The sequence below is a fragment of the Vibrio sp. B172a genome, assembly GCF_030248355.1.
GTDB lineage: Bacteria > Pseudomonadota > Gammaproteobacteria > Enterobacterales > Vibrionaceae > Vibrio > Vibrio owensii.
Map to the genome: position 1 here is coordinate 81594 of NZ_JAHGAC010000007.1, position 25741 is coordinate 107334.

General features: G+C 46.9%; 21 protein-coding genes. 6 read left to right on the top strand and 15 right to left on the bottom strand.

Features of this window, described 5'->3' with window-relative positions; all coding sequences use genetic code 11:
* Positions 1-30 precede the first annotated feature (30 nt).
* The 4 genes from KIT90_RS08350 to KIT90_RS08365 are packed head-to-tail and all read right to left on the bottom strand — an operon-like array spanning position 31 to position 2390.
* On the bottom strand, positions 31-486 hold the full coding sequence (locus KIT90_RS08350) for a GNAT family N-acetyltransferase (protein WP_285376213.1): 456 nt from the start codon (positions 484-486) through the stop codon (positions 31-33).
* A gap of 50 nt (positions 487-536) precedes the next feature.
* Positions 537-1007: a GNAT family N-acetyltransferase gene (locus tag KIT90_RS08355; protein ID WP_199435900.1), complete on the bottom strand. Its 471-nt coding sequence runs from the start codon at positions 1005-1007 to the stop codon at positions 537-539.
* A 39-nt stretch (positions 1008-1046) separates the two neighbouring features.
* The gene (locus KIT90_RS08360; RefSeq protein ID WP_039842259.1) at positions 1047-1511 is read right to left on the bottom strand and encodes an acyltransferase; all 465 of its coding nucleotides are present in this window, start codon (positions 1509-1511) and stop codon (positions 1047-1049) included.
* 30 nt (positions 1512-1541) lie between these two features.
* A complete protein-coding gene (locus KIT90_RS08365; protein WP_285376215.1) occupies positions 1542-2390 on the bottom strand; it encodes an MBL fold metallo-hydrolase in 849 nt (282 codons plus the stop codon).
* 257 nt (positions 2391-2647) lie between these two features.
* Between KIT90_RS08365 and KIT90_RS08370 the strand changes: the two genes are divergently transcribed.
* Together KIT90_RS08370 and KIT90_RS08375 are read left to right on the top strand one after the other, a co-directional pair.
* Positions 2648-3187, top strand: a complete 540-nt coding sequence (locus tag KIT90_RS08370) for a TetR/AcrR family transcriptional regulator (protein ID WP_171357652.1) — start codon at positions 2648-2650, stop codon at positions 3185-3187.
* Positions 3188-3294: 107 nt separating this feature from the next.
* Entirely contained in the window at positions 3295-3804 is a 510-nt protein-coding gene (locus tag KIT90_RS08375; protein ID WP_285376218.1) for a GNAT family N-acetyltransferase, read from the top strand.
* 60 nt (positions 3805-3864) lie between these two features.
* On the opposite strand, the gene KIT90_RS08380 is transcribed toward KIT90_RS08375, so the two are convergent.
* From KIT90_RS08380 to KIT90_RS08405, 6 genes are all read right to left on the bottom strand, one after another.
* A complete protein-coding gene (locus tag KIT90_RS08380; RefSeq protein ID WP_285376219.1) occupies positions 3865-4188 on the bottom strand; it encodes a helix-turn-helix domain-containing protein in 324 nt (107 codons plus the stop codon).
* 4 nt (positions 4189-4192) lie between these two features.
* Positions 4193-4561, bottom strand: a complete 369-nt coding sequence (locus KIT90_RS08385) for a hypothetical protein (RefSeq protein ID WP_041058168.1) — start codon at positions 4559-4561, stop codon at positions 4193-4195.
* A 249-nt stretch (positions 4562-4810) separates the two neighbouring features.
* Positions 4811-5440 (bottom strand): class I SAM-dependent methyltransferase, encoded by a 630-nt coding sequence (locus KIT90_RS08390; protein ID WP_285376220.1) that lies wholly within the window; start codon positions 5438-5440, stop codon positions 4811-4813.
* Between the two features lie 106 nt (positions 5441-5546).
* Positions 5547-6059 carry a protein disulfide oxidoreductase gene (locus KIT90_RS08395; protein ID WP_038885079.1) on the bottom strand — a complete coding sequence of 171 codons (513 nt, stop codon included), beginning with the start codon at positions 6057-6059 and terminating at the stop codon, positions 5547-5549.
* Positions 6056-8167, bottom strand: coding sequence for a protein-disulfide reductase DsbD (locus tag KIT90_RS08400; RefSeq protein ID WP_132698060.1), 2112 nt, complete (start codon positions 8165-8167; stop codon positions 6056-6058). The genes KIT90_RS08395 and KIT90_RS08400 overlap by 4 nt, the downstream gene beginning before the upstream one ends.
* Positions 8168-8228: 61 nt before the next feature.
* Complete coding sequence (locus KIT90_RS08405; RefSeq protein WP_005438907.1) at positions 8229-8627, bottom strand: hypothetical protein; 399 nt, start codon at positions 8625-8627, stop codon at positions 8229-8231.
* Positions 8628-8766: 139 nt separating this feature from the next.
* On the opposite strand from KIT90_RS08405, the gene KIT90_RS08410 reads away from it, so the two are divergent.
* On the top strand, positions 8767-9672 hold the full coding sequence (locus KIT90_RS08410) for a LysR family transcriptional regulator (RefSeq protein ID WP_285376222.1): 906 nt from the start codon (positions 8767-8769) through the stop codon (positions 9670-9672).
* 66 nt (positions 9673-9738) lie between these two features.
* Here the strand turns inward: KIT90_RS08410 and KIT90_RS08415 are convergent, their stop codons facing one another.
* The 3 genes from KIT90_RS08415 to KIT90_RS08425 all read right to left on the bottom strand — a co-directional run bounded on the left by KIT90_RS08415 (position 9739) and on the right by KIT90_RS08425 (position 16938).
* Positions 9739-12873 carry an HD domain-containing phosphohydrolase gene (locus KIT90_RS08415; protein WP_285376224.1) on the bottom strand — a complete coding sequence of 1045 codons (3135 nt, stop codon included), beginning with the start codon at positions 12871-12873 and terminating at the stop codon, positions 9739-9741.
* Positions 12874-13051: 178 nt separating this feature from the next.
* Positions 13052-14425 carry a melibiose:sodium transporter MelB gene (melB, locus tag KIT90_RS08420; protein ID WP_005438913.1) on the bottom strand — a complete coding sequence of 458 codons (1374 nt, stop codon included), beginning with the start codon at positions 14423-14425 and terminating at the stop codon, positions 13052-13054.
* Between the two features lie 395 nt (positions 14426-14820).
* Positions 14821-16938, bottom strand: coding sequence for an alpha-galactosidase (locus tag KIT90_RS08425; RefSeq protein ID WP_285376228.1), 2118 nt, complete (start codon positions 16936-16938; stop codon positions 14821-14823).
* A gap of 837 nt (positions 16939-17775) precedes the next feature.
* On the opposite strand from KIT90_RS08425, the gene KIT90_RS08430 reads away from it, so the two are divergent.
* From KIT90_RS08430 to KIT90_RS08440, 3 genes are all read left to right on the top strand, one after another.
* Positions 17776-19017 (top strand): carbohydrate porin, encoded by a 1242-nt coding sequence (locus KIT90_RS08430; RefSeq protein WP_285376229.1) that lies wholly within the window; start codon positions 17776-17778, stop codon positions 19015-19017.
* Positions 19018-19086: 69 nt separating this feature from the next.
* The gene (locus tag KIT90_RS08435; RefSeq protein ID WP_285376231.1) at positions 19087-19962 is read left to right on the top strand and encodes a MalM family protein; all 876 of its coding nucleotides are present in this window, start codon (positions 19087-19089) and stop codon (positions 19960-19962) included.
* Between the two features lie 90 nt (positions 19963-20052).
* On the top strand, positions 20053-23145 hold the full coding sequence (locus tag KIT90_RS08440; RefSeq protein ID WP_285376233.1) for a beta-galactosidase: 3093 nt from the start codon (positions 20053-20055) through the stop codon (positions 23143-23145).
* A gap of 96 nt (positions 23146-23241) precedes the next feature.
* Here the strand turns inward: KIT90_RS08440 and KIT90_RS08445 are convergent, their stop codons facing one another.
* Together KIT90_RS08445 and KIT90_RS08450 are read right to left on the bottom strand one after the other, a co-directional pair.
* Positions 23242-23841, bottom strand: a complete 600-nt coding sequence (locus tag KIT90_RS08445) for a response regulator transcription factor (RefSeq protein WP_005438923.1) — start codon at positions 23839-23841, stop codon at positions 23242-23244.
* Complete coding sequence (locus KIT90_RS08450) at positions 23834-25726, bottom strand: sensor histidine kinase (RefSeq protein ID WP_285376236.1); 1893 nt, start codon at positions 25724-25726, stop codon at positions 23834-23836. The genes KIT90_RS08445 and KIT90_RS08450 overlap by 8 nt, the downstream gene beginning before the upstream one ends.
* Positions 25727-25741 lie beyond the last annotated feature (15 nt).

A 25741-nucleotide genomic window follows, 5' to 3' on the forward strand; every position in this document is an offset into this window, starting at 1 on the left:
TCGAGGCTTAACTCTCTGGTTAGTAAGTATTTACAACGCCAGTTTGAAGCCTTCGTGCGTTGCTTTAAAACCCAGTTTTTCGTAGAAGCGAAGCGCATCAGGGCGTTGCTTATCACTGGTCAATTGAACGAGTTGACAACCTTTGTCTTTCGCCAGCTTTATCGCGTATTCGAACATCTGCTCACCAAAGCCACGTCCGCGATAATCTTGATGAATTCGGACGCCTTCAATCAAGCAACGCCAACTGCCAATGTGGGTCAGATAAGGGATAAAAGTCAGCTGTAACATGCCAACCAAAGCACCTTCAAGTTCTACCACCAGCAATTGGTTGTTCGGGTCTTTGTCGATCGCTTCAAACGCAGAAAGGTAAGCCTGATTCAGTGGCGAGCTTGCGTCTTCCCTCTTGCTTCCTAACGGGTCATTAGCCAGCAATGCAACTAAGCTGGTTAAATCTTCAAATGTCGCGCTGCGGTATGTCAGTGGCATCGATTCTTCCTTGTGTTTTTGCTTTTCGTGTTGTGTTAAGCGAGAGTGTCTTACTTCGTTCGTACCATTTGAGGAAAACCGCTTTGCGCGATTTCGTAGGTGACGAATCCAAATTTCTCATACAGCTTTTGTGCGGCTTCGTTTTTAGGATGAACGCCGAGGCGAATACCATCACAAGTGCCTTCAACTCGCTGTAATAGTGCTTTCATAAGTGCAGAAGCGACGCCTTTGCCGCGATGGCTGGCATGAACCGCCATTGCCAATTCAGGATACTCAGCATATTGAACGGTTTGACTCGATTTGTAACGAATCTGGACGATGCCGATTGGCTCATCGAATTGGTTTAATGCAAATAATCCGAGGTCGCCCGCTTTGCCCCATTCTTCAAAATAGGCTTTGATATGCGCCAGTTCGAGCACTTTCGGATCGTGGTCAGGTTCATCATCCGGCGTCCAAAGCGCCACCAACAATAGCTCTTTTTGCAGCGCTAAATCAGACGCTGTGACTTCTCTAAACTTCATTTTTTTTCGTGGTTCTTCCGTGGATGCTCGTGTTCTTCGTCAGGGTAAATCTCTCAACTTCTTCGCTGGATTCCCTGCATAGATGCCTTTCTCTGTGATGTCTTTCGTCACCACGCTACCTGCGCCAATAACCACACCTTCACAAATGTTCACGGCAAGTATCGTGGCATTCGAGCCTATGGTTACGTTGTTGGCAATAACGGTGCGCCCCCAGCTGTCTGGATTCGCGTCTGGTTTTCCGTCTTTGAACAGGTCGTTGGCAAACATTACCCCATGACCAACAAAACAATCACTGCCGATGGTCACGTATTCGCAAATAAAGGTATGAGATTGGATTTTAGTTCGCTCCCCAATGACTGTGTTCTTCTGGATTTCGACAAAGGGGCCAACGAATACGCCTTCTTTTAGCTCGCAGCCATAGACGTTTGCTGGCTCGATAATGGTGACGTTTTCACCACAAGTCACATCTTTGATTTGTGCGTGTAAGACTTTTGGACTGTACATCTATTCTCCAAAATAAAAATGAGCGATTGATTAGATTTCGACACGACGACCAGTTGGTAAATGCTCTAAACGATCATCAAGTGCTTCTTTCAGCAAATGATACGCTTTCATGCCTGTGCAGTGGCCCGTGTAAAACTTCTCAATAGGGTATTCAGACAGGGCTTTACCTAATGCTTTGATGTCGTCTTTAGTACCGCCGATGCCATTAAATACAGGTAAGCCCACAAGATGAAAGCCACCCACTACCGCTTTGATTCTGCAGTTTGGAAATAATTCAATGGCGGTTTCAATCATATTCAATACTCCGCTGTGCGCACATCCTGTGAACACAACCAAGCCATCTTCTTCCTTGACCACCAAAAGTAACTCGTGTTCAAAAGCGTCTTGCTCATAACCGCCATCTTTCGATTGGGTATAGAGGTACTGATTTCCTTTGGGTTGTGGGTACTTGTCGCTGATCTTGGTAATCACATGAACATTTGGAGCAACTTGCGTCGTTTCGCTTACCTGCACTATGCGGTCATTGGTTGTGTCTAACAAAGCTTTGTCGATACCAACATCACTCTTGAAACCAAAAGCTCGAAAGTAATAGTCCTGATCTCCACACGATTTTAAATAGACTTTGGCTACATCGTTTTTCTCTAGAAAGTGAGAAGTACCGTTGCAATGGTCATGATGCCGATGAGAAATAACCGCGAGATCAACTTCTTGGATATCGATGTTTAGTAAAGGTGCGTTGTCGAAAAACGTTCGCCCACTGCCCATATCGAACAACAGTTTGGTTCCTTCTGTATCGATATGCAGCGATAAACCGCGCTCAACACAGAGATCGGCTCGATCCTCAACGCGAGAATTATCAACGAGAGTGGTAACGATCATGGTGTCTCCTAATGACGTTGAACCGCTTTAGTGGATAAGACAATAACGAGGTTTGATGCTTGTAGAAAAAAGTAATGGTAATTGTGTGATTAGACAGAGGTTTACGGTGTTCGTTTTCAATCATGCTTGATTTTCGCTTCCCTCTTAAAACATCAATCAAGCGATTTTGATCCTATTAAGACTTGACGGAAGATCAATAAACGCACTATCATTCGTAAAACTGACCAGTTGGTCAGTCTGTATGTAGAGTGAACACAATGGACAAAAGACAACAGATCATTGAAGTTGCAACGCAGTTATTTGCAGAACACGGTTTTGAGAAAACGCCCGTCTCCACCATTTGCGAGAAGGCTGAGATTTCAAAGGGTTTGGTGTTTCACCACTTCAAAAATAAAAACGAACTGTTGAGAGAAGTTTTTGTTCATATCACTCAGATTATCGAAGAAGCCGATAAGAATGATGAACACGTAACCGAGAGTGACGATCGCCTAGAAGCCATGATCAACTCGATCTTCGATGGCATGACGGTTCCTGAACATCGCAAGATTTACCAGTTCAACTTTAGTGTGATGGTTCACCCGACAACCAGAGCGATTGTTGTCGACCTGATAGACGAACGCTACCAAGGTTTGCAGGCATCCACTGAAGAAGTCTTCCGCTCGCTAGGGCACGCGAACCCAGCAGTGGTGACAAAAATGTTCATCGCAGAGATCGACGGCATTGCCATGAACTACTTACTGAATGAGGACTTCCCTATCGAAGAAATCAGACAAGAGTTCATCAAAAAGTACTGTTAGAAATACCAAAAATCATGCACATATCGATGCATGATTTTTTTGGTCAAACACACTGACTGCACGGTCAGTCAGTATGTTCATTCAATTTAAAAACGAAGGAGAAACCAATGAATACACCTTATCAAATTCAATACGAAGCGTTCGCAAAAGCAGGTGGACTATATGATGAGAGACACGCCAAACTCTATGCAGAATTTGCCGACAATCTTATTGCAGATGGGAGCTTTTCAATCGTCTACGAAGGCGTGGCACACGCGTGCTATACCCCTATCGTGATTGACGCAGCACCACACCTAAAATGCTTTGTACTTGCGCCACTAGCCGTACTACCTGAATACCAAGGCAAAGGCTACGCGACAAGATTGATGGAAGAAGCAGAAAAACAGTTAGATGCTGACGTTATCTTTGTGATGGGCGAGCCGTTCCACTACGGAAACCGCTACAACACGTCGCACAATGTGTTGCCACCAGTAAGAACTCAAGCTCCTTTGGAGTGTTGGTTTGCACGTGAGCTTACACCTGGCGCACTAGATGGTATCGGCGAATCAACCTCATCCATCAAAGGTCCTTACGCAGAACCATTGATGTGGGGTCATCCAGACGAGCAGGTCGCCTAATATACACATCAATCTGTCATGCCCAGAGCACACTGCTTTGGGCATGCAGCGTAACCCAGTTTATCTCAATAAAATCATTGCAAGCGCACCGACCAATACACCAAACGTAAACATCCCTACACCAATAAATATAAGGTTAGAAGAATTGCTAAAAGATGAGGGGTCATTACTCCCGCGGCTATCAGGTTTGGCATTTACCAAAAGTGCTGTGTATTCAGTATCAAATGCAGCCGCCAGAGAACGCCCCGTCTCCAAAGAAGCGCTTCCGTGAAGCTCAACACGTTGTATGGTGCGTAAACTTAAGCCACAGATATCAGCGAGTTGCTGTTGAGTCCATGCTTTGTGCTGCCTTAGGTGGCGGATTTTTGAGGTATCTAATTGCATCCATTCACCCTTTCCCACCAAAAAACACAGCAGTAGTTACAAAACCAACAATCAAACCACATGCAAAAGCAACACCAATGCCTTTGAGAATTTGGAGATGAGTTAACCCAAATTCATACTCATCAATACTTCGATAACCCTTTTTCAGGAAGACCGTTATCATCCACTTACCGTTTAAGCAAATTTGGACTTCCAATTTCTCTCCTTCAATCTCAATCATATGACTGGATTTAAAGTACCAATTGGACTTTTGGGATACGAGTTCGCCATCGACGTAAACCCACTCTTTACCACTTAACATTGAGATTTGAACAGTAATGTCATGTCCTTTCCATTCAAAGTAACTGGTTAAAATTGTTTTCCCTGTTTGCATCACATATCCCTATTCATTCAATGATGTTCACATCGTGCCGCAATATCGACGCTATAAAAACGACGCACAGACGACAGTCGCCTTTTTGTCATGTGACACCATGGCGACAATGGCATGACAGTTCTTTATTTTCAATAAGTTAATGAATTAATTGGAGGGCAATGTCTACTGTTTTCATTACTCCATATCTACTATTTGGGGCATAGAAAAACAACGCTTGTGCTTCTAGAAGCGCTCCATGAAAGTTGATTAACTTGGCTTTCTTAGCTCTAAGAGAAGGTAACGGCATACATAACCTGCACCTGATGTGTAGCCGACGAGGTTTTCCAAAGACACCACTTCTAGCCCTGCATTTTGGCTGAATTCGCGGACTTCACTCTCGGTGTAAGCGGTATGTACAACGGTGCCGCTGTAGGTGTTTCTTGGCAGGTCTTTTCCATCTGGGTCGTGACATTGGAAACTGATAAAACAGTGTCCGTCAGCATTGAGCTTGTTGGCAACGCATTGAAGTAGCGATTGGGGATTGGTAAGGAATTCAGTAAATCCGAGAGCGGTGATGATGTCGAAGGTTTGATTGAAAACCGGAGAGAAAGGTTGGTCGAGATTATGAACGTTGACGCTTTTATAGAGGTTTGTCTCGCGTGCTTTATCAACCATTTTGGATGAGATATCCAAGCCGTGTAGAGTAACGTCTGGATAGTGAGATTTAATGACTTCCCCAATACTGCCTGTGGCACAAGCCAAATCAAGAGCAGAAGCTTGTTGGAGATTGAGCGTTTTTAACTTCCCATCTATCCAGCGCGGACCAACGTATTGACTGTCTTCGATTAGTTTCTGATAGCGCTCAGATACTTCATCATACATTTTAGCAACGTCCATGACTCCTCCTTGATCTTTGAACGTTTGCCAATGTAGCACGCCATACTCACCTGCACACTTATGTCATTGTAAAAGCGTGAAAAAAGTCGACGTGCTACGCATTGATTTAGGCCATCCAGATCCTTGCCAGAATGCCCATTGGCGTTGTAACGCCCGTGGTGATTGAGCTCACCTCTCCATCTTTTAACACATAGATGGTCGGAGTCACGCTGATGCTCCATTCTTGCATGATGGCACTTTTCGGATCGTTGATGTTATCGAACTGGTAGTCTTTAGACTGCATGAACTTTTGCACCCGTTCTTGCGGGCCAGACGCGCCAGATACCGCAACCACCTCATAATAATCACTCAACCAACTCACGCTTGGGCTAACAAACTTACACGCTGGACACCAAGTTGCCCAAAAGTACACCACAACGGGTTCTTCATGGCTTTTGGCAATCACATCGACAAATTCGCCATCGGCCATGATCGCACTCAGAGGCGGCGCTTGCTCTTTAGGGATGTCTTTAGTGCGATACCAATCCATGGCGACCGAAATCACAGTCACCATAAGGACGAGTTGTAGCGCTTGACTGAGCCAGTATTTGAGCGACTTGCGCTTTTTTACTGTGTTCACTTAATCGCGCCTCCACTTGCTTGTTCGATTGCTTTCACCACCACATCGTCAGTCAGAATTACTGGCAGAGGAATCCCCTCTGGTGCTGCTGGGCCATATACGATGTTAAATGGCACACCAAAGCGACCATGCGCACGCAAGAAGTCGGTCACTGAGCCGTTCGGATGTGTCCAATCGCCTTTCAGCGTCGCCACGTTCGGACTTTGCAACAGTGAGTAAACCGGATCTTGCCAGATCACGCCGATCTTGTTGGCTTTACAAGTCACACACCAATCAGCAGTCACATCGACGAACACCACACGGCCATTCTTCACGTGGTCTGCAATCGCTTCGTTTGATAGTTTTTCCCAAGCCAAATCTTCTGGCAATGGCGTCGCCCAATGATTTGCAGTCACACTGCCTAGTACCAAACCACCAGCAATCAGAATCAACGAAACCGTGCCAGAAATCGCCAACGCTTTATTGCCATAAATACGCTTAACACGCGCCATAATGACGATGAACGCAACTAGGCCAATCAGAATGACCCAAAATACCGGCAAGTGATTCGCCATCAATGACAACAACCACGCACTGGTTGCCAACATCATGATGCCGAATACGATTTTCACGACATTCATCCATTGGCCTGGCTTTGGTAGCTTGAGTGCAATCCCCGGGAAGATAGCCACTAAGATCCAAGGCAGAGCCATACCCAGCGCTAACGCAGTGAAGATAGCAAACAGAGTCACTACGTCTGCACCCAGTGCAAACGCCACCGCAGTGCCTAAGAAAGGAGCAGAACAAGGCGTTGCCAACAGAGTCGCGAACATACCTTGAACATAATGCCCAAGTAGTGAGTTATCCCCTTTTGAAGCTAGCCAAGTGTTCGTACCCGAAGACAAACGAATTTCAAACAAGCCAAGCATGTTGGCACCAAACAATCCGGTCACCAACAGCATTAGACCTAAGAACCAAGGGCTTTGGAATTGAACGCCCCAGCCGATGGCATTACCAGTGAGCTTCAACATTAAAATAAAGCCAGCCAGTAACCAGAACGAAGTAAGAATACCTAGCGAAGAAGCCACGAACTGAGTGCGAATTTGACGACGCTCAACCCCTTGCGCCGCTACGATGCTGCTTAACTTCATGCCGAGAACTGGCAATACACAAGGCATGATGTTGAGAATCAAACCACCGAGTAACGCGAACAAGAAAATGTTCACCAGTGATGTACTTGGTAAGGCTTCAGTAATCACACCTGCTTTGGCTTGCGCGGTTTCTTGCGCCAATAAGTTGTTGTCTTTGATTGAGACATAAACCGATTGGTTATCCAGCTCTACGTCACCCAACCAAGTATTCACTAGGTAGTTGGCAGTAAGCGTGTTGCCCTCTTGATGCAGCCCTTCTAATTTGAAGCTGTAATCGCTGGTTGCTTCGTCAACGCCATCAACCAACACTTCTGGTTTTTGCCAACCTTGTGAGTTAGTCAGTTTGATTTGTAGCTTAGATTGGTTTGCATCCCAGTTCGCTTCTGTCACTTCAACAAATGGTGAAGCTTGAGGCACACTGCTTACCGCTTGCGCGTAAGTGAACATCACATCTTCATCGACTTGTAGATCGGAAGGTAGGAAAGACAGTTGAATGTGGTAATCCGTCAGGACACAAATCGTTGTACATGAAGACAGCGTCAGCGTCGCATCAATCGTCACTGGCTTGTTCATGTCTTCGACGTGCAACGTCATTGGAAAGACAGTGTCACCTTTGTAACCGAGCGTCTCGATGCCAAGCAATTCGTACTTCTGTGGGTACGGCCATTGCCAATCCACTTTGGTCAGGTTTTGTGATTTTTCCCAATCAATGGAAGGTGCAACACCGCCCTCACCTGGCGAACGCCAATAGGTTTTCCAATCACCAGTCAGTTTGACATCAAGGTAACCTGTGATGGTGTTGGTATTCGGGTCTTGCTGTCCGGTTAAGACAAAGCGTGTCTGCACAGGTGGGTGCTGAGGATTGGTCAGCCAACCTGTGTCCGTCGTTTGTGCTTGGGCGAACAGTGAGAATAAGCTCAGTGCCAACGTCATGATGAGCATCAACGCGGCTTGAGTCGTTTTTTTCATGTGGTTCATAGTTATTCCTAGTTAAAACAAGTGTAGAAAATCGCTGACGAAACTCGTCAGAAATCACTTGTCATTCACGGAATACACACAGGGTGAGATGGACTCGATACTTTCGGGCTATCGGTTCGGTCCATTGCCTTTTGCTGGCGAACGCACAACAGCGCCACACGACAAGCGCGAGAATGCCAACAAACAAAACAACGACCAAGGTTTCCAGTTGTTGCTGAGCAAATTGAATCAGCTTTTCAGACAACTCACACTTACCAGATTTGTGTCCGCTCTCTGCTTTTACGATTTTGACTTCATCACCGACGACCGCAGAAGTAGAGCTCGCGTCATATTGCATAGCACAACTGAACATCAAGCCAGAATTTTTCATCAGACACACCACGATCACCCAGCCAATTAACGCTAGGAGCCATTTGCCCTGTTGTCGTGACGCAGCAGATTGTGAGGTGGATGAATGCATTCTAACTTCGATAAATGTGGAAACGCCGGAAATCATACGCAAGTTAGCATAAACCTCAAGTGGTATGATTTTTTGCGTCGCCCTCATTGGTAACTAATTATGATAGTCTTATGACTACCGTTTCCGTAAATAATTCAACATGCTCAATAAAGTTAATCTTGCTGATATTCGCTCGTTCGTTTTGATCGCTCAACTGGGTAACTTCACTAAAGCGGCAGAAGCCCTTTCGGTGTCGCGTTCTCATGTGTCTCGCCAAATCAGTGGGCTTGAAGCGCAAATGGGGGTGACCTTGCTGACCCGCACGACAAGGACGCTGCGCCTGACTCATGCCGGAGAGCGTTTCTATCAAGAATGTGAAAAAGCACTGCACGATATCGACCAAGCGTTGATCGCCGCGGTCGATGACACTCAAGAAGTGCGCGGTTTGATTCGCGTAAACTGCGTGGGTGGTTATATCGGTGAAGACATCATTGCTAAATACGTCAATGAGTTCATGTTGGAATACCCGAACATTACGGTCGATCTCGACTTCTCTTCGCCACGCATTGATTTGATTGAAGATCAGTTCGACGTTGCGATTCGCATGGGCGAGTTGGAAGACGCTGGCTTTGTCGCACGTAAGCTGATGATGATTGATATGGTGACGCTTGCAAGCCCGAAATACTTGAAGACCTATGGCGAACCTATCACCCCAAAAGAGTTGGCGAAACATCGCACACTAACGGGCTCAGTCACTCGTTGGAGTTATCGTAACGTTGCTAACCCGAAAGAACACAGCGATGTAATTGTGAAAGGTAATCTGCGTTGCAAGAACGGCCGCGCACTTGTGATGGGCGCACTACACGGTAACGGAATTATTCGCGTGCCATTGAGTTACTGTGACGAGGAAGTCGAACAAGGCCAACTGGTTAAAGTGATGCCGGAATGGGAGATCCCATCGGTGCCGCTATCCGCCATTTTCCATCGTGATCGCTACCAACCTAAACGCCTTCGTACCTTCATCGATTTCGTCAAAACCAAATTTGAACAAGACTTTGATGTTTAAGTTTGGCGCATAAAAAAGTGCGTGAGAACCGAAGCACTTACGCACATTTTTTAAACTTGATGAAGGCTAAGATAACTTCTCTAAATAGCCCTCAATATCGACATCATCAATAAGCTCATCTGGCAGATAGCGTTTGGCATAACTTAGATAAGTGCCACTGGTTAGCAGCAGCTTAAATACGTCTTTATCAATGTGCCCACCGAGTGCCATTTTCGACATAATACTGATTGCCTCACTCAAGGATTTGGCTTTCTTGTATGGTCGATCAGCAGCGGTTAACGCTTCGAAAATATCCGCTACCGCCAAAATGCGTTCAGGGATCGATAGTTCCTCTCCCATCAAACCTCTCGGATAACCAAAACCTTCCATCGCCTCGTGGTGCGTAGTAGCGTAGCGAGGAACGCGCTCAAGTTCGGGTGGGAACGGTATGCTTTCGAGCATCTTGATTCCGCTGATCATGTGCTCATTAATCTTAAAGCGCTCTTCTGCTGACAACGTGCCGCGCTGTACGGCTAAGTTATACAGCTCGCCATGGTTGTAGAGCTTCTCTGGCACCGTCATATTGATGCCAAACTCAGGGTCGAGATCAAACGGCTGTTCACGCTCAATCACATGCTCAGGACGATCAGAAAGCAGCTTCTCTGTTGCTGGCGTTGGTTGTGGTTGGTAGCGCGTTTCTTCTAATGGCGATAAACCAAGTCCACAATCGAAGTAACGCGTCCACTCTTTCTCAGCCAACTTGTGTAGACGTTCGATGTCTTGCTCCGACATAAACTCCGCCCCCACGTTCGCATTGGCGACAAATTCGAACTCTTCTTTCAGCGCCGCAAATTCTTGTTCCAATGCTTTCTCAGGTTGCTCATCCACACCCATAGCTTGTAGCTTTTTGAGTAGATATTGAATCTGCGCATCTCGCCACAGCACTTCGAATCGCATGCGAACTTCGTGAATGCGGTTGTAGTTAGTTTCTAGCTTACTGCCTTTATCAACCACATACTCAGGCGTCGCGATCTTGCCACAATCATGAAGCCAAGCAGCGATACGGAACTCACGACGCTCTTCATCGCTTTCAAAAGCGAACGACTCAAACGGCCCTCGATCTGACTTCTCGGCCTCTTCCGCCAGCATCAAAGCAATCTCCGGCACACGGTTACAGTGCCCTGCCGTGTACGGAGACTTTTCATCGATCGCGCGTGCGATAAGCTGAATGACAGATTCAAAGAACTCATTTTGTCTTTGTTCAAACTGTTTAAGCGAGTTGCTGCCTCGCATCACTGAAAGACCAAGTTGGTGAATCTCTTCAATGCGAGAGTGAACACGCTGCACTTTGTCGTATTCGCGATCGCGTACAAATCTGACTTGCTTTCTCAACATATTGATTGGCTGAGAGATTGGTTTCGCCATCTCCCATGCAACGGGAATCAACAACGCAAGAACAAACAAGGATGCGCCCACAGCATATAGCGTCACTTCATTTACACCGGACATGACGTAAGCTTGTGGAATCACGACAGCAAAGTAACGCTCTTCCTTATGAGTGAGTTTGGAGACGAAAACATATTTGTCTTTCCCATTGATCTCCACCAGTTGAACCGAGTTGATGAACTCAGGATCTTTAGCAAATTTCACCAACTCTTCGTATGGCGTAAAGGTATAAGTCGACAGTGCTGCCTTACCCTCAAACCATTTTTCGCGCAGCTCTTTTCTTTGCTCTGGCGTAATCGCATCAATGGCGCGGTTAATGATCTCAACTAGAGGTCTTTGTTCCTCATTCGCCAAGTAGTAAAACGCGTTGGAGAGGTTGGAACCCTTAACTAAAGTGATGGCTAAGTTCTGACGGAATGTTTCGCGTATTTTGTTGACCAATATTTGACGAATATCGAGCACAGCGACGATGTCACCGTTCAATACCCCATCGATCGCATCGTGCAAAGAAGCGTAATTGACGATGGTCATTTGCGGGTAAGCTTCTAACAAGTCATCTTGAATGCTCCATCCTTTTAGCAAGCCAATTCTTTCGTTCTTCACTTGCTCTAAGGTATTGATGTGCTTGTTCTCTTCTGTGGTGAGTAACGCAAACTTTGCGTGATAAAGAGGCTCACCTACTACACCGATACTCGAAAGATCATCTTGGTCGGCAATCGATTGAAGAATATCAATATTGCCATTTTTAAAGTCGTTGACGAGCTCATTCCAACTTCGACCGTTCACAAACTTAAACTTTAAGCCGGTCATTTCCGAAATCATCTTAAACAGATCAATTGAGAAGCCATTTGGGCGACCGCCAACGGTGTAGTCAACCGGAGCCCAGTTATTTTGGTTCGACACTTTCAACTCTGGCGTTTGGGCCACCAGCGCTCGCTGCTCATCCGTTAAGTTCACCGGTGAAACCAAGGGCAGACGCTCTTCGATGTCGATCATCTTGTTGGTCGCAATCAATCGACCGTTCGCTTGGTAGATAAACGCTTCCGCTTCTGACGCTTGCTTGTTTTCGATAAAACGATTGGTGAGTTGAGCCTCAAGCGAGGAGAGAAGAATGTCCACCCCCACCACGGTATCGGATTCAGGCACCTTAATGGAGAAGGTTTCCCCGGAGACTTTTAGCGTGTTAAACAGATACGGAGAGGTGTTGTAAGTATCATCGTAATCGGCATTTTCAAACCAGCTACGCTGAGTCGGGATGAAGTTACTGAACTCGTCTGAAGCATGGCGTGATACGAAGTTTTCATCGTAGTAAATACTCACCTTACGACGATCTCGCTTCACGCCACTATGAACGACCAACAACCATTTATCGCCGGGGTGCGCTTCCACACGGGAACGTATTTCTTCTGAAGAAAGGTTGATCAGTTGGAAGAAGTCATTGTTCGCTTTGGCAACAAAAATACTGTGAATACTGGGTTCTCTTACCAGCAATTTAGACAAAGGGATGATGATGCTCTCTTCGGGCGTATCTACCCCGATGAGCGACACCAGTTGCGCGCCACTTCGTGTCACGTTCTCTGCTAAATTTTGTAGATTGGATAGATGACTCGATACCCCTGTTGCGATGGCTTGATATCGAGTGAGGGTGTGTTGCAGCTCAGTTTTTCTTGCAAAGTGGTATTGCAAAACTATCGCCACACCTACTGTCACTAGGGTACAGAAGACAAACATCAACCCTAGCACTGTCCTTAACGAAATGCGTTTACGTTTTTTCATCGTTTTATCTTGGAGTAATCCAAGCGCCTTAATCCTTTAACCAACTGAAATTATTGTCTAAAAATTGAATTTCAGCCAATCAAAAAACTTTATCGAAGCAAACAAAAACGCCTCCATCTGGAGGCGCTTTATCTTAGTGACTAAATTGAGTTGGGGTACTTAAGTGAAAACGTAACGATTACGCTTGTGCTGGTACGCTTTCAACTTGAGTTTGTTGCTCAGCTTCTTCTTTGTTGAAGCCTTCGTGTAGATGGTAGTAACGTTGGTAAATCACGCCACTGATGGTCATCATGATTGCAGGTAGACCAATCATCATAAATTCTAGGCCCATAATGGTGCTTGCTGATTGCTCTACGTTTGGTACGTAACCCACAACAGACAGACCAACACCCACGATGAAGCCACCTGCTGCGCCTGCGAATTTCACAAGCATGGTTTGTACTGAGAAGATAACGCTCTCGCTACGACGACCTGTTTTGTGCTCACCGTAGTCCACAACATCAGCCAGCATTACGGTTTGCAGCGCGTTCGCGATACCCACACCGAATTTAATTGCCGCACCCGCCATACCAATCATTAGCGCATTTGCTGGAGCGATGAAGCCCATCAATAGTAGAAGTACACAAGATAGAATTGGGAAGCCACAAGCGATAGGCCATAGAAGCTTACGTGGTAGTAGAGAAGCAATACGAGGGAACAAGAACACGCCCGCCACTTCTGCTGCACCTGCTACCGCCATGTAAACCGGGAATAGCTCTGCGTTACCCAGTGCGTAAGAGAAGTAGTAAATCGCAAAGCCACCAACCAATAGGTTCGCAATTTGGAAAGAGAGAACCGTGCCGATTAGCGCTTTAAGCTGGTCGTTTTTACCGATGATAGTCAAAACGTCTTTGAAGCTGAATTTCTCTGCTGGTTTTGCGTTAGCTGGTGCTGCTTTCTCTTTTACGTTACGAGCAATCAAGAATGCGCTCATTACAAACAGAACCGCAATCAGCATCGCAACATTGAAGAAACCGTCGCCTTGGTTGCCGTTACCTAGCTCGCCCACGATGTGCAGACCGTAAGTACCAGTAATGAACCATGCAAGGCTCGCGAACAGACGTGGCCATACCACCAGCTTTTCACGTTCTTGGCGAGAGCTTGATAGCGCTGGAATCATTGACCAGTAAGGAATATCCATAATGGTGTACGTTAGACCCCAAAGGATGTATGCCGCTGCTGCGTAGATGTAAAGCGTAGTACCTTCAAACATGTGAGTACTGAAAAGGCCAACCAGTACTACTGCGTTTAATAACGTACCAATCACAATCCAAGGACGGAATTTACCGAATTTTGAGCGCGTGTTGTCTACGATCACACCCATCATTGGGTCAGTAATCGCATCAATAATACGAGCGGCTAAGAAGATGGTACCAACGAAAGCAGCAGACAAGCCGGCTACGTCAGTGAAGTAGAACATTAAGAAGATGTAGATAGGTGCACAGGCAAAGTCTTTACCGAGTGCGCCAAGACCGTAGGACAGCTTGGTTTGTAGCGTAATTTTATCAGACATAATAGTTCCTTAGTGTCGTACTGCTATTCATTCCCCTAACTAGAATTCATAACGTCGACGTCTTTTATTTATATTTCGATGCTAATGCTACTCACACACTGAATGCCTTACTGTGATCAAAAACCGCTTTATGGAAACGTTTACAGGCAAGTTTTCAAAATGAGACATCGAACAATATTTAGACCTATTAATGCGAGGAGATCGTGTTATTTACGCCATTTTATCAACACTTTACGCTCATTAAGCATGAGAACGATTTCAAAACGTTCATTTAAAACCAACGCAAAAAGCCGTACAAACCTGATGTTTGTACGGCGATAGAAAACCAATGAGAAACGATGAAATCGTCTAAATAGCTATGATTCTAAATAGGCAAGGTTCTAAATAGATATGGCTTAGTGAATACGTTCGAACTTCACCAGCATGGCACTTTCCGCATCGAGGATTGGCATGGTTAAGCCAACCTCTTCACACCATGCGCCAGATAGCTCACAACCGGATTCAGTCCAAGGCGGTTGGTAATTCACGATGTCATCGTAGTTAGACGGTTTGTCCAGTACCGTCACTCGATATGTTGCTTGTGGATCCAAGCCCGGTACGCGCAAATGCCCACTTAAAGAGTTCGTTGGCATCGCGAGCTGAGCGATCATCACCACGGCTTCCGATTGATCGTTTGAAACAACCGCATGAATTTGATGCGCTTTATCGTCCGTTGGGATTCGCCAAGTTCTGCCGCTGTGTAGCAATGGGCGCAGCATCTTGTGCAGCTTGATGTAGCGCTCAAAGCCTTCTTTTTCCGCTTGTTCTTCTTTCACTGGGTCAAGCTCAATCCCCATATGACCGAACAGTGCCGTAAGCCCGCGGAACTCAATACTATGGCGGCGGCGCGTACTATGACAGTGGCTAGCACCAATATGGCTGCCCATCACTTCTGGCGGGAAGAAGTAGCTCATACCGCGTTGAATGGTTTGACGCTCAAGTGCGTCGTTATTGTCTGAAGCCCAGAAGCGATGCGTGCGTTTCAGAACCTCAAAATCAATACGACCGCCACCAGCTGCACAAGATTCAATCTCGACTTTCGGGTGCTTTTCACGAACTTTATCGACTAACTGATAGTAGCGTTGGGTTTGATTGTGCGCCGCAGCCTGACCTAAGTGCGCAGGCTGAACGACTTCACGGTTCATATCCCACTTGATGTAAGCAATGTTGTAAGTCGAGAGGAAATGATCCAATCGCTCAAACAAGAAGTTAAAAGCCTCATCGTTTTGTAGGTTAATAACATATTGGTTGCGACCGGTTGGCTGATCGTAACCGTTTACAGCCAATAACCAATCAGGATGCGTACGGAACAATTCGGAATCTTTGTTGATCATCTCCGGCTCAAACCACAAACCAAATTCCATGCCCAATTTGTTTACGTGTTCCACAATCGGGTGCAAGCCATTTGGGTACTTAGCTTCACACAGGAACCAATCCCCTAGCCCTGCTTTGTCACCGTTACGCCCTTTGAACCAGCCATCATCAATGATAAAGCGTTCTACACCCATCTCTGCCGACTGAGTTGCCATCGACATGATGTATTCTGGATCGTGGTCGAAGTAGATGCCTTCCCACGTGTTGAGGTGGATTGGGCGAGGTTTGTCCGTGAAATCACTCGGCAAAATCGTTTCGCGTACATGAGAGTGGAAGTGATGACTCATACCATTCAAACCACAATTACTGTGGCTCGCGTACAACCAAGGCGTTGTAATGCTCTCACCTTCTTTTAGCGCTACTTCACCAGGCAGGTAAATGACTTCAGCTTGCATGTAACGGCGGCCATCAGCTTTCACGTCTACACGCAATCTGTGGTTACCACTCCATGCGAAATGGAAGCCCCACACATCGCCATTCATTTCATCAAAGTGAGTCGTACCGGCAACAAGCGCAGGATAATGCTCATGAGAAGTACGTCCACGACGGTTTTCTTGTTGGTAGCCGCCTTGCAGCAATGGCTGGCGCACCGTTTGGAACTCATGAACCCAACGGCCGTAGTAAGTCATCAACTCATTCGCACGAGCTGGCAAAGGCAACGTATTGGCAAGACGGTTCACATGATAAACGCCTGCTTTTTTGTTGGTGAGCGTATGACGCGTTTTCACCACATCGTTGCTATCAAGCTTAAGCTCAGTTTGTAAACGAAGACCTGCGATTGCATCTTCGCTCTCAATCACAATACTGTCTTGCTGTTGTTCAATATGGGAGATGACAAACACTGGAGCCCAATCTTGACCATCGCGATGCCCTTCCACACCAGGGCTGCTGAAAACGCCACGACCAAGCTCTGGGTGTAGAGTCATGGATACGTCGCTGTCCAAACGACCGTATGGCACGGGACGATGTAAAGCCATGCGGAAACCACTAAGGTCACCACTCACTTTTTGTCCCCAATGCAGAATCTCTGCATATTCGCCCAACTCTACAATCAATTGAGTTTGCTGACCGGTTAGCTCAATCAGTGTTTTGTCCGTCATCTTGTCTTACCTTGAAACTGGAAATTACGCTGCATCATAATGAAAAAAACAAAAGAATCTGTGAGCCACACCAAAATCATGGAAACGTTTACAGTTAATTTTTCAAACTTGTGCCATCGCCCGCTACGCCTTATTCCTTCTTATATTACGCAGCGATCAGCTCCAAAAACCTCAGATTCTTTGGTGACTGAGTTCTTTAAAGCACTGCACGTAAAGTCGAATACCAAACTGATTTATAAAGAATTTTTCGTTATTTAATTCATTACCTTACAACAACAAAACCATAAATAAGGTTACAGACCGCTCAGTTGAACTCCTCACCTCTTGAAGTGGTTAACCGACAACCGTATTCTTGAGGCTTCGAGATTCTTTATGAAGTGTCTCTCTTGGGTCCTAACTCAAAATCCCAGTTTGACGATACCGCAAATGCTCGTGTGCAGTGCGCCCGCGAACCACTTGTTGTATATGCTTCCTTGTCTCACATGCCCAGTTGATTTCAATTGGGCTCTCTTTCCTCTTCTTCCTAATAACTTCCTTTTCTTAGAAAAATCCGATTTAAATCATAACCTTAAATAACATCGACCCCATTATCCAAACCCAAACACAGCCCAACCAAAGTAAACGATTCCAACCCATACGGTCAGAAATCAATCTAAAATCGTGCTTAGAATCTCAATTTAAGAGATCAAAATCACACAAAACAGTAATAAACCCCTCATTACGACAAAAATGCCAACCTCATCATGAAAACGTTTCCAGAGTTTATTTACACTGCGCAGCGAGTTAGGACTCAAACCAATAAAAAATAAATCCATAAAAATAGAATGGAGACACTTCATGAAACAAAAGACGCTTGTAAGAGCGCTTGGGTTAACCCTCGCCCTAGCACCGCTTGCTGGTATGGCTGCAGTGGAGAACATCACTTACTTCGGCTACGCCAAGTGGGGCAACATTTACACCGATAACGATGAACACAATGGTGGCAAAGGCGAACGCAACGATGTGATTCGTGCTGGTCAAGGTTACGGTAACTACCGTTTGGGTAACGAACTGAACTGGTGGGAAGCAGGCCTCAAAGCCGACGTTTGGCAACAAGGCGACGCGTACTTTGATACCACACTTTACCTCGGTAGTGGCGAAAGCTGGGGTGACGTTAGCTTGATCCAAATGTGGTCAGCAGGTCATGGTCTGTTTGAAGGCCAAGCGGATGCCACCGTTTGGGCGGGCGAACGTTTCTACCGCCGTCATGAAGTGCACATGATCGACATTAAATACTGGGACACATCGAGCACAGGTATCGGTATTGAAAACTGGGATCTTGGCTTTGCTAAAGGCCACATCGCATGGATGGCGCCAAACTCTAGCGCAGATGGCCGCAGCTTACACAACATCGACGCACGTTTGAGCGGCATTGAACTGAGCGACAGTGCAGATCTTACGGTCGGTTTGAACTACGTGTTCACACAAAACTCTAGTTATGACGAAAGTGATATCACCACTTCTGGCGCCATGCTTTCTGCACTTTACCGTCAAGCTTGGAACTATGGTTCAAACACATTCGCTTTCCAATACGGTACGGATGCGCTTGCGGGCGGCTTGATGAGTGCTGAAGGCGGCTCAAACCGTAAATACAACACAGGCGTTGAACACGATGGTTACAGCTGGCGTATTTTCAACTCCGGCGATCTCAACGTGAATGAAGAGTTCCAAGTGATGTACTCCATCGCTTACCAAGACAAAAACCTGGATAACAACGAAGGTGAGAAATGGTTCAGCGTGGGCGCTCGTCCTCAGTACAGCTGGACAGAATACATGGCAACCGCACTTGAAGTTGGCTACGAATCAGTAGAAGCACAAAACGGCGCTGGCACCAACGACATGTACAAAGTAACGGTGGCGCAAATGTTCCAAGCAGGCAAAGGCGTTTGGGCTCGTCCATCACTGCGCTTGTTCGCAACCTACTCAGAGAAAACCGATGAGTGGAACCGTGGCGGCGAAGTCTACGGCCATGCTCGCAGCACTGGTGGACAAAACGTCGACGAAATCACCTTCGGCTTTAACGTCGAAACATGGTGGTAATCCAAACCCGCTACTATTTATGAACCCAACGGGGTGAGTAATACGCTCACCCCACAAAGGACAACGCAGATGAAACTAAAACCGCTAGCAACTCTATTCATGGCTCTGTCTCTTGGCGCGTGCAGTGGATTACCAGAGCAAACCTTTAATATTGATTTGAGCCAACCACAATGTTGCTCAACGTTAGATGCTTTGCCTCTGACCGCCCTATCGATTCCTTTCCACCAGCAAGTGGTTATGGATGCAAATCTGCCAAGTGTTAGCAGTGCGGTTTTACTTTCTTCAGATTCAGCTTCATCCAAACCGCTCCCAGTGATGAGCTATCAAATCACTTCTGACGCGCCATTCTCGCTACTTGTTCGCTCTTATGTTGATAACAATGCGTTATTTGCTGTGAACGTTCTTATTTATGACGCGAAATGGCAGCTTCTATCCGATTACTCAGCAAAAGACTTTAACTACCACACAACGGGCATGCGCGGTTTAGAGCGTGTTGAACAAGTGATCACAGTGAACCCACAACTTAAAGGCGCGAAATACGTGGTCATCGCTTCAGATTCGACACTGCTTGGCACCGAATTGACTCGCAAGCACCCAGAAGAAGTTTACGCAGAAACACAAAACGTCATTGGTAGTAAACAGCTTCCGCTCACAGCGCAGTTCCAACCTTTTGGCGTTATTGATGTTACGGCGAGTGCCTCTGACAACAACGCGGTATTAACGCTTTTGGCGGAATTGGGTACACAAACCAAGGACACCGCAAAAGCAGAGTTAACCCCTGCCGCATCGCCTGAAGCACAAGATGAATGGACGTTGTACCAATCTCAAATCGATGCAGCGCTCAAAGACAACGACGTAAAACAAGCTGCGGCGATTGCTAACCAAGCAGCTGAGCAAGGCTTTACCCAAGCAAAAGATTATCTCGTGAAGCAATTAGCAAAATAACGCTTCACAACAAGAACAAAGACACTCTCGCTACGGGCTCAAACTCCGTAGCGAAACAAGATTAGAAACAAAAAGTTAAGTAGGAAAACCATGAAGGCATTTTCAGAAATTCTCCAAAGACGCGACTGGGAAAACCCGCAATCAGTGAACATTCACTGTCTTAAGGCTCACAGCCCTCTTTCCAGTTTCCGCGATATTGACCATGCCCGCGACGGTATTCAAGCCCAGCGTCAATCGCTGAACGGACAATGGAAATTCAAACTGTTTGATGCGCCAGAGCAAGTTGACGGCGAGTTCATCGAGTCACAATTCAATGACAAAGACTGGGATGAGATTACTGTCCCTTCAAACTGGCAAATGCAAGGTTACGACAAGCCTATCTACGCCAACGTGAAATACCCATTCGAAGTAAACCCGCCGTTTGTACCAAGTGATAACCCAACGGGTTGCTACCGCACTACCGTGTCACTTTCAGCAGAAGACTTAGCCAATACGCAGCGCATTATCTTTGATGGCGTGAACTCGGCTTTCCACCTTTGGTGTAACGGCACTTGGGTTGGCTACAGTCAAGATAGCCGCCTGCCTTCTGAATTCGATCTAACGCCTTACCTTGTTGCGGGTGACAACAGCCTAGCCGTCATGGTGATTCGTTGGAGTGATGGCAGCTACCTAGAAGACCAAGATATGTGGTGGCTAAGTGGTATCTTCCGCGACGTGACTTTGCTATCCAAACCACAACACTGCATTGAAGATGTGTTCATCACACCGGATTTAGACGCGTGTTACCGCGATGGTTCACTTTCGGTTGTGACTTCGATTTCTGCGCCGGACACCTACCAAGTTCAAGTGCAGCTGTTTGATGGCGAACAAGCCGTGACAGAGCCTTGCATCGACCATCCGCACAACCGTCGCATTGACGAACGTGGCACGTGGGATGACGTAGTATTCCAAACATTGCACGTACGCGAGCCAAAGAAATGGACGGCGGAAACACCGAACCTTTACCGCTTAGTTGTTTCACTGTTGGATGAAAATGGCACGCACTTAGAAAGCGAAGCGTACCCTGTGGGCTTCCGTAAAGTCGAAATCACCGATGGCCAATTGAAGCTAAACGGTAAGCCTTTGTTGATCCGCGGCGTGAACCGTCACGAACATCACCCAGAGCTTGGTCATGTGATGACGGAAGAAGACATGATCCGCGACATCTGCTTGATGAAACAATACAACTTCAACGCGGTACGCACAGCGCACTACCCGAACCACCCTCGTTGGTACGAATTGTGTGATCAATACGGCTTGTACGTGTGCGATGAAGCGAACATCGAAACTCATGGCATGCAGCCAATGAACCGCCTATCGAGCGATCCTCAATGGGCGCACGCTTACATGAGCCGCTACACCCAAATGGTGATGCGCGATAAGAACCATCCTTCGATCATTATCTGGTCTTTAGGTAACGAATCCGGTCACGGCAGCAACCACAATGCCATGTACGCTTGGTCTAAAAACTACGACCCGTCTCGCCCAGTACAATACGAAGGCGGCGGTTCAAACACCACGGCAACCGACATCATTGCGCCAATGTACGCGCGCGTGAACACGGTCATCGAAGACGAAGCCGTGCCTAAATGGGCAATCAAGAAATGGGTGTCGTTACCTAACGAAACTCGCCCTTTGATCTTGTGTGAATACGCACACGCGATGGGCAACAGTCTGGGTAGCTTTAATGATTACTGGGATGCGTTCCGCGATTACCCTCGCCTACAAGGTGGCTTTATTTGGGATTGGGTCGATCAAGGCTTGAGCCAATGGGACGAAAACGGTCAACATTTCTGGGCTTACGGTGGCGACTTTGGTGATGAAATCAATGACCGTCAGTTCTGCATCAATGGTTTGATCTTCCCAGATCGTACGGTTCATCCAACGTTGGAAGAAGCAAAATACTGCCAACGTATGATCACCGTATCACTGCAAGAACAAACCAAAGACGCTTGTACACTATTGGTGACTAACGAGAACTTGTTCCGAGCGACCGATAACGAGCAATTGAACTGGTCTCTGTTGGAAGATGGCAAAGTTATCCAAACGGGTTCGCTCACGCTTAATGTAGACGCGGACAGCCAAGCACATATTGAGATTGCCCTTAATTTCACACCAAAAGCGGAAGCGCAATACCACTTAAATACCGACATTACTCTGATTGCTACAACACCTTGGGCAGACGCAGAACACGTCGTCGCCTCTGAGCAAATGTCACTACGTAATACAGCAGGCCTTGTTCTACCTACATTGGAAACGCAACCAGCGCCAATGTTAACGCAGCAAGACAACACCGTTTTGGTGTCTAGTTTGGATGAAAAACATCAATGGCGTTGGGACAGCCAAACTGGCTTGATGACCGATTGGCGTGTCGATGGTGAAGTACAAATGCTTGCAGCACCACAAGATAACTTCTTCCGTGCACCACTGGATAACGACATCGGCGTGAGCGAAATCGACAACGTCGATCCAAACGCTTGGATGTGTCGCTGGGACATGGCGGGTATCGGCCAGTGGGAACGCCAATGCGTCGCTTGCCACAGTGAAACTCTGGCGCATGCAGTGAAAGTGACTTCGACGTTCGCTTACCACTTTAATGGTGAAGTACAAGCGATCACGACTTGGACGCACACCCTGAGCAATAACGGTGAGATGGCATTGGCTGTCGACGTGAAATTGGCTGATGATTTACCACCAATGCCACGCATCGGTTTGGAATTTGAACTGCCGTTGAATGAGCAAAACGCTCCGATCACATGGCAAGGCTTAGGTCCGTTTGAAAACTACCCAGACCGTTTGGCAGCGGCGCGCTTCGGCCAGCACACACAAACACTTGAGCAAATGCACACACCATACATTTTCCCAACCGACAGCGGTCTGCGCTGTGGTACGCAATGGTTGAAGGTGAATGAGTTAGAAATCTCGGGTGACTTCCAGTTCAGTGTGAGTCAGTACGCTCAGCAGCACTTAGCAGCAGCGAAACACACCAATGATTTGGTCGCAGAAGAGAAGATTTACGTGCGCCTAGATCATAAACACATGGGCGTTGGCGGTGATGACTCTTGGAGCCCAAGTGTGCACAAGGAATTCCAGTTAACGGAAAATCAATACGCTTACAAAGTGACGTTTAAACCTGCTCAGTAATCGATTGATACCCTAAACATAAAACACGTCAGTGTGGCTTAATCCCCAAGTTTCGGCTTGGGGATTTTTTATTTGTGCATAAGTTTTATGCCTGTCTTATTGAGCCAGTTTTCCGTAGATGTAAGCCAGCTCTGCCACGGTTTTCGCTGAAAACTTTTTCAACAGACTTGCGCGATGCACTTCCACCGTTCGCATCGCAATACACAACTCATCGGCAATGCGAATATTACGCTTACCCGCGATGATCAAACGCAGAATGTCTTTCTCTCTTGGCGTCAGCGATTCATACGCCGCTTTCGCGCCCGCAATATCCAAATTCGCCGCAGATTGAACTTGGCCTTTCAAAATCGCTTGTGCCAGTTCATCCCCTTTTACTGGCTTTTGGAAGAAATTCACCGCGCCAGCTTGCAGCGCATCCACCGCCATTGGGACATCGCCATGTCCGGTTAAGTAAATCACGGCCAATGGACTTTTGGCTTCATTGAGAATTTGATGCACTTGTTGGCCACGCAAATTAGGCATTCGGCTATCCAGAATCACGCAGCCCGCTTGATGGATATCCACGCCATCGAGAAATGCCTGCCCATCGGCAAACGTCGTCACAGAGAAGTCATGTTCTTCGAGCATAAACGCCAACGAATCTCGCACCGACTCATCATCGTCGACCACAAATACGGGCAGTTGCTTATCACTCATTCACTTCTCCTGTGTTTCTTTTTGTTTGCTCTTCTTCGTTGCGTTTTGTATTGGCGGTTTTCATGGTTTGATACGGCAAGGTTAATACCACCAAACAACCGTGTGGCTGAGTAGATTGGATAACGAAATCACCACCATGCATCTCCATCACATCACGACAGATCGCCAAGCCCAGACCTAACCCTTCCTGTTTTGTACTCACAAAGGCGGCGGTTGGGTTCTCATGCTCCAAACCCGTACCGTTATCGAACACTCGAATCGACATACTTTGCGCTTGATAATCCGTGTGAAGCGCAATTTTGCCTTGGTAACTGTTAGGATGATTTTCTGCGTACATCACACAAGCATCTATCGAGTTGTTCATCACGTTCACCAACACTTGCTGCAGACCTACGGCATCAGCTTCGACCCATTGGGGCTGTCCTTCGGTGCTGCGAACTACTTCAATGCTTTGCTTCTGCAAGCGGAAATTCAGCAGCTCAACCGTATCAGAAATCAGTTGCTCCACATCGCACGCAGCCATGTCGACGCTGCGCTTTTTAATCAAGGTTCGAAGGCGACAAACGATCGCATCGGCACGTTCTACTTGCGTCTGGATCTTTTCTAATACTGGCACGATATCTTCATGAGGACGCTTCTTAGCTAATCGTAACAAACCACCTTCACTGTAGTTTCGGATCGCCGCCAAAGGTTGGTTAATCTCGTGCGCAAGACTGCTGCCTAATTCGCCCACAATAGCCACTCGTTGTGAGTGCTCTAGCATTTCGCTCTTCTCTTTTAAACGCAGTAAGGTTTTCTCTAGCGCTTGTTTACTCTTACTGAAACGATACTCCAGCCAGAAGTGGTAAATGTTCAACACAATCACAAACAGAAACAACGCCCACGCCCATTCTTGATGGAAACGCAGCCAGCGTAGCGCCTCTTTCCACCAAGGTTGCTGCAATGGGTGCAAGTCCATCGCTTGGTAGAGTTTGTCTATCGACAACAAGCTGACTGGCGATGTCCAACCGGATGCTTTGGCTGCAATCGCTGCGGGATTATCGGCAGGCATCGCAAGTAACGCTCGACTGATCTTCTTGGCTAATTGGGACGATCCACGCTCCGTTTTCGCAAAGGACCAGTTTGGATACAGGGGCGTCGACACTGCACACTCGGTTTGAGGAAGTTTAAGCGGACTTAAAACCCGCAGCTGCCCCTCTTCCAATAGCCCTTCACCTTCCATTTGCTCAACCAAACAAGCTGGAACCACCGCGGCTTCCACATTGTGGTCACGCAGTTGGTAGAGGTTGGCATCGATTGGGAAACCCAAAAAGCGCACGTCCGAGAAGAAGTCATTCGGATCTAACCCTTTCTCTAGCACTTGATAACGTAATGTGAGGTAACCACCAAAGGCTTTCTCTGACACCGCTGCAATCGGCAAACCGGACACATCATTGAGTGTGGAGTAATGCGAATCAGAACGCACCACCAGCGCCGATCCAATGCCGTAATTGGAGTTTTCTGGCGCTTGGCTGGTCAACGTCGCTATCCAAGACAACGCGTACTGACGCCCCAAACGCACTGCTTGTCCGGGGTTAGTGAGAATGAAGTCCATGCTTTGGTCTTCGACTGCTTTGGTCATGCCATCGAGATCTAGCGGATGGAGAACAAACCGCACTTCAGGGATCTGTTGATTGAGCCAGTAAATCGTCGGTTGCCAACGCTGCTCCGCATATAAATGGCCGCGTATGGCTAGCACACCCACATCGACTTGCGGTTTAGAGAAAGCGCTGGAATCTAAGGTCTGCGTTGGTGCTGCATGTGCAAAAGAAACCGTGAGGCAGCCGAGCATAAGACTGATAAAAACAATCCATAAGCGAATGAAGTGTAGCGATTTTTTCAGCATGAATTGTTTCTTAAT

Coding starts and splice junctions, on each gene's coding strand:
- KIT90_RS08350 (WP_285376213.1), bottom strand. CDS start 486: ATGCCACTGACATACCGCAGCGCGACATTTGAAGATTTAACCAGCTTA.
- KIT90_RS08355 (WP_199435900.1), bottom strand. CDS start 1,007: ATGAAGTTTAGAGAAGTCACAGCGTCTGATTTAGCGCTGCAAAAAGAG.
- KIT90_RS08360 (WP_039842259.1), bottom strand. CDS start 1,511: ATGTACAGTCCAAAAGTCTTACACGCACAAATCAAAGATGTGACTTGT.
- KIT90_RS08365 (WP_285376215.1), bottom strand. CDS start 2,390: ATGATCGTTACCACTCTCGTTGATAATTCTCGCGTTGAGGATCGAGCC.
- KIT90_RS08370 (WP_171357652.1), top strand. CDS start 2,648: ATGGACAAAAGACAACAGATCATTGAAGTTGCAACGCAGTTATTTGCA.
- KIT90_RS08375 (WP_285376218.1), top strand. CDS start 3,295: ATGAATACACCTTATCAAATTCAATACGAAGCGTTCGCAAAAGCAGGT.
- KIT90_RS08380 (WP_285376219.1), bottom strand. CDS start 4,188: ATGCAATTAGATACCTCAAAAATCCGCCACCTAAGGCAGCACAAAGCA.
- KIT90_RS08385 (WP_041058168.1), bottom strand. CDS start 4,561: ATGCAAACAGGGAAAACAATTTTAACCAGTTACTTTGAATGGAAAGGA.
- KIT90_RS08390 (WP_285376220.1), bottom strand. CDS start 5,440: ATGGACGTTGCTAAAATGTATGATGAAGTATCTGAGCGCTATCAGAAA.
- KIT90_RS08400 (WP_132698060.1), bottom strand. CDS start 8,167: ATGAACCACATGAAAAAAACGACTCAAGCCGCGTTGATGCTCATCATG.
- KIT90_RS08405 (WP_005438907.1), bottom strand. CDS start 8,627: ATGCATTCATCCACCTCACAATCTGCTGCGTCACGACAACAGGGCAAA.
- KIT90_RS08410 (WP_285376222.1), top strand. CDS start 8,767: ATGCTCAATAAAGTTAATCTTGCTGATATTCGCTCGTTCGTTTTGATC.
- KIT90_RS08415 (WP_285376224.1), bottom strand. CDS start 12,873: ATGAAAAAACGTAAACGCATTTCGTTAAGGACAGTGCTAGGGTTGATG.
- melB (WP_005438913.1), bottom strand. CDS start 14,425: ATGTCTGATAAAATTACGCTACAAACCAAGCTGTCCTACGGTCTTGGC.
- KIT90_RS08425 (WP_285376228.1), bottom strand. CDS start 16,938: ATGACGGACAAAACACTGATTGAGCTAACCGGTCAGCAAACTCAATTG.
- KIT90_RS08430 (WP_285376229.1), top strand. CDS start 17,776: ATGAAACAAAAGACGCTTGTAAGAGCGCTTGGGTTAACCCTCGCCCTA.
- KIT90_RS08435 (WP_285376231.1), top strand. CDS start 19,087: ATGAAACTAAAACCGCTAGCAACTCTATTCATGGCTCTGTCTCTTGGC.
- KIT90_RS08440 (WP_285376233.1), top strand. CDS start 20,053: ATGAAGGCATTTTCAGAAATTCTCCAAAGACGCGACTGGGAAAACCCG.
- KIT90_RS08445 (WP_005438923.1), bottom strand. CDS start 23,841: ATGAGTGATAAGCAACTGCCCGTATTTGTGGTCGACGATGATGAGTCG.
- KIT90_RS08450 (WP_285376236.1), bottom strand. CDS start 25,726: ATGCTGAAAAAATCGCTACACTTCATTCGCTTATGGATTGTTTTTATC.